This window comes from Formosa algae, from assembly GCF_001439665.1.
Lineage (GTDB): Bacteria > Bacteroidota > Bacteroidia > Flavobacteriales > Flavobacteriaceae > Formosa > Formosa algae.
The window spans coordinates 1-12443 of sequence record NZ_LMAK01000002.1; the positions used below are offsets into that span (position 1 = coordinate 1).

At 33.2% G+C, this 12443-nt stretch carries 13 protein-coding genes; 4 read left to right on the top strand and 9 right to left on the bottom strand.

The window, feature by feature from the left end; genetic code table 11:
- From AST99_RS18390 to panC, 3 genes are all read right to left on the bottom strand, one after another.
- Window positions 1–223: lysylphosphatidylglycerol synthase domain-containing protein (locus tag AST99_RS18390; protein ID WP_338044061.1), on the bottom strand; the 223-nt coding region annotated here is incomplete at its 3' end.
- Between the two features lie 79 nt (window positions 224–302).
- Window positions 303–653: an aspartate 1-decarboxylase gene (gene panD, locus AST99_RS00010; RefSeq protein ID WP_057777829.1), complete on the bottom strand. Its 351-nt coding sequence runs from the start codon at window positions 651–653 to the stop codon at window positions 303–305.
- Window positions 654–666: 13 nt separating this feature from the next.
- Entirely contained in the window at window positions 667–1515 is an 849-nt protein-coding gene (gene panC, locus AST99_RS00015; RefSeq protein WP_057777832.1) for a pantoate--beta-alanine ligase, read from the bottom strand.
- Between the two features lie 109 nt (window positions 1516–1624).
- Here panC and AST99_RS00020 point away from each other — a divergent pair, with 109 nt between their 5' ends.
- Window positions 1625–2434, top strand: a complete 810-nt coding sequence (locus tag AST99_RS00020; protein WP_057777834.1) for a glycogen/starch synthase — start codon at window positions 1625–1627, stop codon at window positions 2432–2434.
- 103 nt (window positions 2435–2537) lie between these two features.
- On the opposite strand, the gene AST99_RS18520 is transcribed toward AST99_RS00020, so the two are convergent.
- A complete protein-coding gene (locus tag AST99_RS18520; RefSeq protein WP_157486266.1) occupies window positions 2538–2687 on the bottom strand; it encodes a hypothetical protein in 150 nt (49 codons plus the stop codon).
- Between the two features lie 319 nt (window positions 2688–3006).
- Between AST99_RS18520 and glmS the strand changes: the two genes are divergently transcribed.
- From glmS to AST99_RS00035, 3 genes are all read left to right on the top strand, one after another.
- Entirely contained in the window at window positions 3007–4857 is a 1851-nt protein-coding gene (gene glmS / locus AST99_RS00025) for a glutamine--fructose-6-phosphate transaminase (isomerizing) (RefSeq protein WP_057777835.1), read from the top strand.
- A gap of 406 nt (window positions 4858–5263) precedes the next feature.
- On the top strand, window positions 5264–6772 hold the full coding sequence (gene atpD / locus AST99_RS00030) for a F0F1 ATP synthase subunit beta (RefSeq protein ID WP_057777837.1): 1509 nt from the start codon (window positions 5264–5266) through the stop codon (window positions 6770–6772).
- A gap of 76 nt (window positions 6773–6848) precedes the next feature.
- Window positions 6849–7142 (top strand): F0F1 ATP synthase subunit delta/epsilon, encoded by a 294-nt coding sequence (locus tag AST99_RS00035; protein ID WP_057777839.1) that lies wholly within the window; start codon window positions 6849–6851, stop codon window positions 7140–7142.
- A 183-nt stretch (window positions 7143–7325) separates the two neighbouring features.
- Here the strand turns inward: AST99_RS00035 and AST99_RS00040 are convergent, their stop codons facing one another.
- From AST99_RS00040 to AST99_RS00060, 5 genes are all read right to left on the bottom strand, one after another.
- Window positions 7326–7766, bottom strand: coding sequence for a LexA family protein (locus AST99_RS00040; RefSeq protein WP_057777841.1), 441 nt, complete (start codon window positions 7764–7766; stop codon window positions 7326–7328).
- On the bottom strand, window positions 7763–9019 hold the full coding sequence (locus tag AST99_RS00045; protein WP_057777902.1) for a Y-family DNA polymerase: 1257 nt from the start codon (window positions 9017–9019) through the stop codon (window positions 7763–7765). The genes AST99_RS00040 and AST99_RS00045 overlap by 4 nt, the downstream gene beginning before the upstream one ends.
- 119 nt (window positions 9020–9138) lie before the next feature.
- Window positions 9139–10479, bottom strand: a complete 1341-nt coding sequence (locus tag AST99_RS00050; RefSeq protein ID WP_057777843.1) for a sugar MFS transporter — start codon at window positions 10477–10479, stop codon at window positions 9139–9141.
- Between the two features lie 39 nt (window positions 10480–10518).
- Window positions 10519–11238 carry a LytR/AlgR family response regulator transcription factor gene (locus AST99_RS00055; protein WP_057777845.1) on the bottom strand — a complete coding sequence of 240 codons (720 nt, stop codon included), beginning with the start codon at window positions 11236–11238 and terminating at the stop codon, window positions 10519–10521.
- Window positions 11235–12281, bottom strand: a complete 1047-nt coding sequence (locus AST99_RS00060; protein ID WP_057777847.1) for a sensor histidine kinase — start codon at window positions 12279–12281, stop codon at window positions 11235–11237. Before AST99_RS00060 ends, AST99_RS00055 begins: the two co-directional genes overlap by 4 nt.
- Window positions 12282–12443: the final 162 nt, after the last annotated feature.

Here is a 12443-nt window from a genome sequence, read left to right on the forward strand (position 1 = left end):
CTTCTCCTGCTCTTGGGATAGTATAATTTATTAAATATGCAGCAAAAACCGCCATGATACTATTAGGCAATTTTACATGATATCCCATAGGTTCTAACATAAATAACCAGCGATATGCCCGCGATAAATGACTTAGCAAACCTAGTATGGCTCCAAGTAAAATCCACCAATAATTGGCGTTTTTAAAATACACGAGAAGTTCGTCTATGGATACCTTAGACAAAGAATAGGCTATTAAAAAAACTCCCAATAAAATTGGGAGTGTGACTTTTAGTATTTTAGATAGTTTTGGATTCAATAATTTAGATCAACTTATTAGTAGCCTCGTCTGGAAATACCAAAGAAGGCTTAAATGTTTTAGCATCTTCCAAGTCCATAATACCATATGTAATTAATATTAACACATCGCCTGGCGCCACACGTCTAGCAGCTGCACCATTTAATGTAATTTCCCCACTATTACGTGGTCCTGGAATAGCGTAAGTTTCTAATCGTTCACCATTGTTATTATTTACTATCTGAACTTTTTCACCTTGAATAATGTTAGCAGCATCCATTAAATCTTCATCAATAGTTATACTACCAATGTAATTTAAATCTGCTCCTGTACATTTAACTCTGTGAATTTTCGATTTTACTACGTGAATTTGCATGTGGCAAAGTTAATTAATTTAGTGCTATATTGTCTATTAATCTTATATCGTCTGCATAAACAGCTACAAAAGCACGATATAAGGTGTTTTCTTTTTTATGTGCTATGGTTTCTAGAGTTTCAATATCTGCAATTACAAAATATTCTAACTCTAATAAAGGATGGCTTTTAAACTGACTCTCAACCCATTCTATTACTATATTAGCACGTTCTGTGCCAAACTTCTCTTTGGCGGTTTTCAATGTTTGGTATATAAAAGGTGCAGCGTCTGCATATTCAGGTTTTAAACGCACATTTCTAGAGCTCATGGCTAAGCCATTTTCTTCGCGTAAAATCTCGCAAGGCACTATATTTACAGGCACATTATGCTTGTCTACCATTTTTTTGATAATGGCTAATTGCTGAAAATCTTTTTCGCCAAAATAGGCATGATTAGGTGTAATTATTTCAAACAATCTTTTCACAATTGTTCCTACGCCGTCAAAATGTCCTGGTCTAAATTGCCCTTCCATTTTATGCTCTAAGCCATCAAAATCGTATGCGACAGCGGTAACATCTTCACCATAAATGTCTGCAACTTCGGGAGCGTACACTAAAATATCATTAGAAACGGTTTGCAATAAAGCTACATCGGTTTCTAATGTTCTTGGATATTTCACCAAATCGTCCGGATTATTAAACTGTGTAGGATTTACAAAAATGCTAACAACAAGAGCATCATTTTCATCTAAAGCACGCTTTACAAGAGACAGATGTCCAGCATGTAAAGCCCCCATAGTTGGAACCAATCCCAAAGTCCTACCTTGAGATTTTAAACGTTCTATTTCCTTTTTTAATTCCGATTGTTCTGTAATTATCTTCACTCCTCATAAAAAATTAACGGAGGCAAAGTTATTATTTTACTAGCAATCTGCATAAATTTTTGTAATTTTGCTTGTTATTTATTTTGAATTCTCAAAAGCCCAGTAATTTATGAAAGATAAGAGGATATTATATGTATCATCTGAAGTAGTTCCTTATTTACCTGAAACAGAAATCTCATCTATGTCGTTTGAAACGCCTAGAATGGTAAATCAACAAGGTGGTCAAATTAGGATTTTTATGCCTAGATATGGAAACATTAACGAGAGAAGACATCAACTACACGAAGTTATTAGATTATCTGGTATAAACCTAGTAATTAACGACTTAGACATGCCACTAATTATTAAAGTAGCATCGATCCCTAAAGAACGTATTCAAGTCTATTTTATTGATAACGACGAATATTTTAAAAGAAAAGCAACCCTAACAGACGAGAATGGCGCCTTATTTTCAGACAACGACGAGCGTGCTATTTTCTTTGCAAAAGGGGTTATAGAAACGGTAAAAAAACTAAACTGGTCTCCAGATATTATACATGTTCATGGTTGGTTAGCATCTTTACTTCCTTTGTATTTAAAAGAATATTTTGCTGAAGAACCCTTATTTAACGATAGTAAAGTAGTAACTTCTATATATAATCAAGGTTACGAGGGTACATTAAATAAAGATATGGGTGCCAAAGTAAAATTTGACAATATTAACGACGATGTTGTAAATACGTTAAGCGACCCGACTTACAATAACTTAATGAAAGTGGCTATAGATTATTCTGATGCTGTAATTATTGGTTCTGAAGATATTCCTCAGGAAATAGTAACACATATAGATAACTCTAAAAAACCAGTATTAGAATACAAAAACAAAGAAGAATTTGGCGAAGCGTATTCAAACTTTTACATGACAGAAGTTTTAAAATAATACGTTTTTATTGCTGAAAACATATGAAATAAAGGTTAAGAGCCATTACAATACTTTACATTCTACTGTTCTTTTTAACTCTTTTTATTGCTGTCAATACAAATTATTTTGATTGCAACCTAAAAACAACAGTAAGTATCGTTTTGCAAATGGTTCCAAGGACCAATTCTCCTCCCTTAGGTGAAACTTGTAAAACAGAATCTAACACTTTAAAATCACTGTATACTTCTGCAAATACAATTGCAGCTGTCACAATATCAGATTCTTATTTTAAACTATTGCAAAAAACACTTTTTTTAACACAAGCAACTAGGTTTTAAGTGTTATCAACCCTAATTATTTTAATATAGCACCTCTAAGCGTGCTAATTAATAGACGAAATAATTATAAAAGAAGACAAACAGTACATTTAAAAAATTTTCTAATAAAAGATTCTACTAATTCAAAAAATGACTTAGTTTTATCAACACAGGAAAATAATTTACTGCAGAATATCTCGTTCGAGAACTGTTTTAAATTATTTATCTAATGCATTAGATATTTATTATTTATAAACAAAAAAACTAAAATATATGTGCGGCATTGTAGGATATATAGGCTACAGAGAAGCTTACCCAATTGTAATTAACGGACTTAAACGCTTAGAATATCGTGGATATGACAGCGCAGGAATTGCCATCTACGACGGAGACGATTTAAAAGTTTGCAAAACAAAAGGTAAGGTTTCTGACCTAGAAGCGCGTGTTGAAAAAGAAATTTTAACCAAAGGTAGTGTTGCCATTGGGCACACACGTTGGGCAACACATGGTGTGCCTAACGATGTTAACTCGCATCCTCATTACTCTAATTCTGGTGATTTAGTAATTATTCACAACGGAATTATAGAAAATTACGAATCTTTAAAAAAAGAACTGATAACAAGAGGTTATACATTTAAATCAGACACAGACACGGAAGTGTTAATTAATCTGATTGAAGATGTTATGAAAAAAGAAGAAAACCTAAAACTAGGAAAAGCGGTACAAATTGCTTTAAACCAAGTGGTAGGTGCTTACGCTATTGCTGTATTCGATAAAAAGAAACCAGACGAAGTTATTGCGGCCAGACTAGGAAGCCCGTTAGCTATTGGGGTAGGTAAGAACGAATTCTTTATTGCTAGTGATGCGTCTCCGTTCTTAGAATACACTAAAAACGCGATTTATTTAGAAGATGAAGAAATGGCTATTATTCGTTTAGGAAAACAAATAAAAGTTAGAAAAATAAAAGACGATTCTATGGTCGACCCTTATGTTCAGGAACTTCAATTAAACCTTGAACAAATAGAAAAAGGAGGCTACGAACATTTTATGCTGAAAGAAATTTACGAGCAACCAAGCGCTATTCAAGATACTTTTAGAGGACGTTTATTAGCAAACGAAGCCATTATAAAAATGGCAGGTATTGAGGATAATATGAAAAAATTCTTAAACGCAGACCGTATTATTGTTGTGGCTTGCGGAACATCTTGGCATGCTGGATTGGTTTCAGAATATATTTTTGAAGACTTAGCTCGTATTCCTGTTGAAGTAGAATACGCTTCAGAATTTAGATATAGAAATCCAATAATTACTGAAAAAGATATTGTTATTGCCATTTCTCAATCTGGAGAAACTGCAGATACTTTGGCTGCTATTAAGTTAGCAAAATCTAAAGGCGCATTTGTTTTTGGTGTTTGTAACGTCGTAGGATCATCAATCGCTAGAGAATCTGATGCAGGAGCTTACACCCACGCCGGACCAGAAATTGGAGTTGCATCAACAAAAGCATTTACAACTCAAATTACAGTGTTAACCTTAATGGCGTTAAGATTAGCACGTGCTAAAGGCACCATTTCAAGTTCAGACTTCCGTCATCATTTAATAGAATTAGAATTAATCCCAGAAAAAGTTAAAAAAGCTTTAGAATCTGACGCTTACGTGAAAACCATAGCAGAAATCTATAAAGATGCTAAAAACTGTTTATACCTAGGACGTGGTTTTAATTTCCCTGTTGCTTTAGAAGGTGCTTTAAAATTAAAAGAAATCTCTTACATACATGCTGAAGGATATCCTGCTGCAGAAATGAAACATGGTCCAATTGCTTTAATTGATGAGCAAATGCCAGTTATTGTTATCGCTACTAAAAAAGGGCATTACGAGAAGGTAGTAAGTAACATTCAGGAAATAAAATCTAGAAAAGGTAAAATTATAGGAATTGTTACAGAAGGAGACGAAAGTGTAAAAGGTCTTGCAGACCATGTTATCGAAGTTCCAGAATCATCAGAATTCTTAACACCGCTTTTAACGACTATCCCGTTACAGTTATTATCATATCATATTGCTGTAAAACTAGGTAAAAATGTAGATCAGCCACGTAACTTAGCAAAATCTGTTACAGTGGAATAAAGAGTATTTATACTCGGTATAAAAAAGGCATTTAAAACTTAAGTTTTAAATGCCTTTTTTATTGTTTTAACGTTATCAAAAAATTTAAAATTCTGGCTTTATAAAGCCAGAATTTTATAAAATAGAATACTAAATCGGCTAACGTCCTGCTTTCTAGTTAGAGAGCACGTTCAAAAATAAATTAGATATATATTTAAAATCAAAAATCTCAGCTAAGAAAGTGTTCTTCTTACTCTGAATACAATTTACACACTAAAAAAACGAAATATCTTCAATTTAAAGGGGTTAGTTTTACGTAAAAAAGAGAAAAACATATTTCTTTTTAAATATAAACCATTATATTTGCAGCGCGAAAAAATAGTTATTTTTCAAGAAAATTAAGCAAAAATCTATAAACATTTAAGTAATGTCAAAAGTTACAGGTAAAGTTGCACAAATCGTTGGTCCAGTTATCGATGTTGTATTCGACTCAGAAGGAGCTCTTCCAAAAATTTACGATTCATTAGAAATTACAAGACCTGATGGTACACTTCTAGTACTAGAAGTACAATCTCACATTGGTGAGGATACTGTTCGTACCATCGCGATGGACTCTTCAGATGGATTAAGTAGAGGTACTGAAGTAGTAGCCACTGGATCTCCAATACAAATGCCAATTGGAGGTGATGTATATGGTAGACTTTTCAATGTAATTGGAGATGCTATTGATGGTTTAGGAAACTTGCCAAAAGCAGGTGACTCAGGATTACCAATCCACAGACAAGCACCAAAATTCGAAGATTTATCAACGTCTACAGAAGTTTTATTCACAGGTATTAAAGTAATCGACTTAATTGAGCCTTACGCAAAAGGAGGTAAAATTGGTTTATTCGGTGGTGCTGGTGTTGGTAAAACGGTATTAATTCAGGAGTTGATTAACAATATTGCAAAAGGTCACGGTGGACTTTCAGTATTTGCTGGAGTTGGAGAGAGAACTCGTGAAGGAAATGACCTTTTAAGAGAGATGTTAGAGTCTGGTATTATTAAATACGGAGACGACTTTATGCACTCTATGGAAGATGGAGGATGGGATTTATCTAAAGTAGATAAAAACATCATGAAAGAATCTAAAGCAACTTTCGTATTCGGACAAATGAACGAACCACCTGGAGCACGTGCGCGTGTAGCATTATCTGGTTTATCTATCGCAGAATATTTCCGTGATGGAGCTGGTGATGGTCAAGGGAAAGACGTTCTTTTCTTCGTAGATAACATTTTCCGTTTTACTCAAGCGGGTTCAGAGGTATCTGCATTATTAGGTCGTATGCCTTCTGCCGTAGGTTACCAACCAACATTAGCTACAGAAATGGGTGCGATGCAAGAACGTATTACATCAACAAAAACAGGATCTATTACATCTGTACAAGCGGTTTACGTACCTGCAGATGATTTAACTGACCCTGCTCCTGCTACAACCTTTGCTCACTTAGATGCAACAACCGTATTATCTCGTAAAATTGCTGAGCTTGGAATTTATCCAGCGGTGGATCCGTTAGATTCTACATCTAGAATTTTAACAGCAGATATTTTAGGGAAAGAACATTACGAATGTGCACAAAACGTAAAAGAGTTATTACAACGCTATAAAGAATTACAAGATATTATTGCTATTCTTGGTATGGAAGAATTATCTGAAGAAGATAAATTAGCTGTAGGTAGAGCAAGACGTGTACAACGTTTCTTATCTCAACCATTCCACGTGGCAGAACAATTTACTGGTATTCCAGGAGTTTTAGTAGATATTAAAGAAACAATTAAAGGATTTAATATGATTATGTCTGGTGAATTAGATCACTTACCAGAAGCAGCATTTAACCTTAAAGGTTCTATTGAAGAAGCTATTGAAACAGGAGATAAAATGTTAGCAGAAGCATAATTAGTTAATTGTTTTTAGTTGTTGGTTTTTAATTGAACCATCGGCCACAGACAAATAACAAACAACTATATATAATATGTATTTAGAAATTGTATCGCCAGAAGCCACTTTATTTAGTTCGGAAGTAGATGCCGTTACTGTACCAGGTGTCGATGGTGAGTTTGAAATGCTTAATCATCACGCGGCTATAGTATCACTTTTAACAGCTGGAACTGTAAAAATTAAAGTACATACACAGTCTCATTTAGATTATGATGAATTACATCCTGAAATAGAACCACACATGTCTGACAATAAGTTACTAACTGTTAAGATTAAGTCTGGTACTTTAGAATCTAAAGACAATAAAATTATAATCTTAGCCGATTAACAATTTTATTACTCATATAAAAAAGGCCTCAAAATTTAAATTTTGAGGCCTTTTTAGTTATATCAAGATTAGGTTTATTCTTTAATCAAAGTCGTGATCATCAGAATCATTATTGTTCTTATTTTATATATTAAAACACCCATTACAAGAATTGTAAAAATCAAGGATAAATAATCCTTCATATTACACTCTTTTAATCACATTAGTAACGATACCCCAAATTACAAAATCGTTGGCTTCTGTAACTAATATAGGCTCGTAATTAGGGTTTTCTGGTAGCAACCAAATTTCCCCACCATCTACTTTTAATCGTTTTACTGTAAACTCTCCATCTAAAAAACAGACTGCAATCTTATTATGTGTTGCAGATAAACTTCTGTCTATAACCAACAAATCATTATCATCTAAACCTGCACCAATCATAGATTGTCCGCTTACACGAGCAAAAAACGTAGCTTCTTTATTTCGTACCAACTCCGCATCTAAAGACAAACGTTCTTCTTTAAAATCGTCTGCTGGAGATGGAAATCCTGCAGAAATTCCTGAATCCACAAAAACAGCACCAGAATCTGGCATAATCTCTGGAGTAAAAAAGGTTAAATTTTGAGTTTTATGTAACATCATTTTACAATAATAATATCGTTAATATTGGTTGTATATTTTGGAGATAAACGCTCTTGTTTCATTTTCCAAGTACGCTGTAAATCCTGATTACCTAATTTTATAGTATGTCCTTTATACTTATTATTTAAAGCATCTATAACCTGCATTAAAGGTTTATGTTTGGGGTGTTCTGATGCAAATAAGTTTAATTGAAACGCATCATTAGGAACTAAACCTGTTACTACAATACCAGCACGTTTATATTTTACACCAGATTTAAACATCTGTTTTGCTGCAGCAATAGCATGCGTACTGATAATTAGAGACGAATCTGTAGGATATGGTAAGGTAATCATTTTACTGCCATATTCGCGTGCTTCATCCTTTTTATGCTTATCGCTACTTAAATGTACAACAATCATATGGCAACTGCTTTTTTGTTTCCGTAATTTTTCGGCACAACTTGTAGCAAAGGTAGATACTCGTTCTATAATGTTATCTAAATCAGAGATAGTTCCCTCAAAACTACGCGTTGTAGCAATGGCTTTTTTAGGAGATGGCATGTCTAAACTCAAGGTTGGTTTTCCTAACAGATCTTGTTTCAGTCGCCATTCAACAATAGAAAATTCTTTTCTAATAAATGCATCAGAAAGTTGAGTAAAATCGTATGCCGTATGACAATTAATAAATTTTAAACGTTTTGCTAAGCGTCTGCCTATTCCCCAAACATCTTCAATTTTAAACCATTTTAAAGCTTTAATTCTAGAGGCTTCAGAATCTATTAAAAATACACCTTTAGTATGATCGGGAAATTTACGGGCAATTTTATTTGCCACTTTAGACAATGCTTTTGTTGGCGCAATACCTACACAAGTTGGAATGCCTGTCCATTTTAAAATACGCATTCGCATATCGTGTCCGCAATTAACAAAATCGAAGTTTTCAAAGCCTTTAAACTCTAAGAACGCTTCATCTATACTATACACCTCAACATCTGGAGTAAATTGTTCTAAAATACGCATAACACGCGAACTCATATCTCCATACAAAGGATAGTTAGAAGAAAACACTTGAACTTGATTTGCTTTAAAGAAGGACTCGTATTTAAATGCAGGTGCGCCCATAGGCAACTGTAATGCTTTTGCTTCGTCACTACGCGCAATAACACACCCATCGTTATTAGATAAAATAGCAATAGGTTTTCCGCGTAAATTCGGATTAAAAACGCGTTCGCAAGAGGCATAAAAATTATTACAATCAACTAAAGCATACATGCGATAAAGGTACATTTTTTTCATATACCTTTATCGCTTGCAGCCTTTGCAAGGGTGTTAAAATTTAATAAGAAATGGAACTATTTGCACTTAAAAAATGTAAAATCGTCAATAGAATTTTATGCTTTTTTCAAACCAATTTTATGTCCGTAAACAGCGAAAAATAATATAAAAGCATAACATGGAATTAAAATCCAATATCCAGATGTTGCTGCGGTTGCTGTTGCAGTAGCTTGCTCCATGCCTTGTGCGATTAATACTTCCTTTTTAGAATCTACCAAAGCACCGTATAACGGCGGAATAATCGCTCCACCAGAAATAGCCATAATAAGTAATGCAGAAGCTGTTTTAGTAAATTTCCCCATTCCATTTAATGCCAAAGGCCAAATAGCTGGCCAAACTAAGGCATTAGAAATACCGAGTGCTGCTACAAATAAAACAGAAGTAAAGCCGGTAGTTGATAATACACAAATAGCGAATACTATACCTAGAATAGCACTAACTTTTAAAGCCGTTACCTGACTCACGTATTTAGGTATTAAAAACACCCCTAAAAGATAGGTTCCAACCATTGCAAAAAGTGTCATTAAAGTAAACGACTTCGCTTCTTCTCCTGGCATACCAAGGGATAAACCGTAAGAAATAATGGTATCTCCAGCAATAACTTCTACCCCAACATATAAGAACAAGGCTAATACACCCAACCATAAATGAGGGAACTGAAATATACTGGTCTTTTTAACAACAATAACACCATCTGTATCATCCTCTTCAACCTCTTCGGCTTCAACATGTGGCAATGGTGCTTTTGTAATTAGTACGGCCAAAATAAACAATACAACAGCCATAATAATATAAGGCATTACTACACTATCTGCCATTTCGTTTAAAAGGGTTGTTTTTTCTTCTAGAGACACTAAGGTTAACTGTTCTTTAATTTCGTCTATACCCGATAATAAAATAGCTCCAAAAATTAAAGACCCTAAGGCGCCTGCAACCTTATTGGCAATACCCATAATTGCAATACGTTTTGCTGCACTTTCCATAGGTCCTAAAATGGTGATGTATGGATTAGATGCTGTTTGCAATAAAGTCATTCCTAAACCTTGAATAAAAATTCCTGTTAAAAACAGCGTATATGTACGAGCTTCTGCTGCAGGAATAAACACTAAAGCACCAATTCCCATAAGCGCCAAGCCGAAAGACATTCCTTTTTTATACCCTACTTTTTCAATAATATAAGACGCTGGCAAAGCCATAACAACAAATGAAATATAAGATGCAGAAGCGACTAAATAAGACTGCGCATCTGTTAATTCATTTATAGTTTTCATAAACGGGATTAACGCCCCATTAATCCAAGTAACAAATCCGAAAATAAAAAATAATCCAGCAATAATGAATATAGGCACTAAAGAATTATTCTTCTGTGACTCTTGATTTTCTAAGGTTTTAGACATGATGATTTAGTAAGTGATTTTAAATTAATATATGATTATTTAGTTCTGAGAATCGTCACTATTAAAAATACGTTCGCGGGCTACTTTAACGTAATTTCTTCCTATTGGTATTTTTCGGTTGGCAATCTCTATAGTATTACCCTCAATAGATTTTATTTTATTTATGGAAATGGTATACGAGCGATGTACCCGTAAAAAATTAGATTTTGGTAGTTCTTCTGAAATGGCAACTAATGATTTATGAACCACATAATCTCCAAGAGGCGTAATCACTTTAATGTAATCTTTAAGACTCTCTATATACAGAATATCGTTTAAATTTACCTTAACTAATTTCTTACTTACCTTTAAAAAAATATGAGGCTCTTGCTGAATATTAGATTCTGAAGACGCATTATTTAAATAGACTTGCTGATAGACTTTATTGATTGTTTTTAAAAAGCGATTAAACGGAATAGGTTTTACCAAATAATCTAAAACATCAAGTTCAAAACTCTTAACAGCATATTCGCGATAGGCCGTAGTAAACACAATTAATGGCTTATAACTTAGGTTTTCTATAAACGCAAACCCATTAAGTTGTGGCATATTAATATCTAAAAAGATAACATCTATTTTTTCACTCTCAATTATAGGATACGCTTTTAACGGATTATTAAAAGTAGCAACAATCTCTATATGATCGAAGTTTTTTAAATGATCCTCTATAACTTTAATCGCTAAAGATTCGTCGTCTATTATTAAGCATTTAATTTTCATCGAATAGGAATTTTTAAGAACAGATTATACGTATCATCTTTAATAGTAGTTTCTAAAATGTAATTGCTACCAAACAATAAATTTAATCTGCGTTTGGTATTGGCAATGCCTATACCCTGTTCGTGTGTAATATCGGGATTAGATTTAAAACTATTCACTAAATTAAACTCTAAATGTTCTTTACCTACAACATTAAAGCTCATTTTAACGGTAACGGTGTCGCTATTTTTTAAACCGTGTTTAAAACAATTTTCTATAAATGTTAAAAACAATAAAGGCGGCACTTCTACATCTTCTATATCTCCTGTGATATCAGTTTCAAAATCAATACTTTCATTAAAGCGTAAACGTGCAATGTCTATAAAATTATTAATGTGATTTATTTCTTCAAACAAATCGGCTTTAGAGCTTTTAACTTCGTACAACACATATTGCATCATATCTGATATTTTAATTACCAGTTGCGGTGCATTATCAGACTTTGTTAATGTTAACGCATACAAATTGTTTAAAGTATTAAAAAAGAAATGTGGCTGAATTTGAGTACGTAAATATTTAAGTTCTGTACTTAATTGCAGCTTAGCCAACTCCTCATTACGTTGTTTTTCTATACTCCAGTCTATCAATAATTTTATGGCAGTAACAAATCCTATCACATACAACTCGCCTAAAACCACAGCAACTATATGATTTAATTCTAAAAATCGACCTGAATTTTCGGCTTCTGGCCAAATACTTTTAGTTACAAGCACATAATTTAACCCGGTTCTTACCAGATAAACCATGGCCAACATAAAGAGTATTGAAAACAAATAATGCCAATAGCGTTTACGTAAAATTAACTTTGGAATTAAATAGTACACATTAATATATACCACTATAATATGTATTGGAAACTCTATTAAGTTGGATTTCAATGAGTACCAATAATCGTTAAAATAACTGCCCCAACGTACAACGTTAAACATAAAGTAACCCAGCCAAAAAAGGATGTGGTATTTAACAGAAATGGATTGCTTTACTTCTAGTGTAAACAAAGGCATGATTTTTAAGATTCTACAGCGTTTCGTCGAAAACACGAACAATAATTAAGCAATTTTAATAATATAATAGTTAATTCACAATTAAATTAACCTTTCTTTATTTTTCAAAAAACGCTTATCCATAGCTTAATGTTATTTATATGTTAAATCATGTCGTTTAGA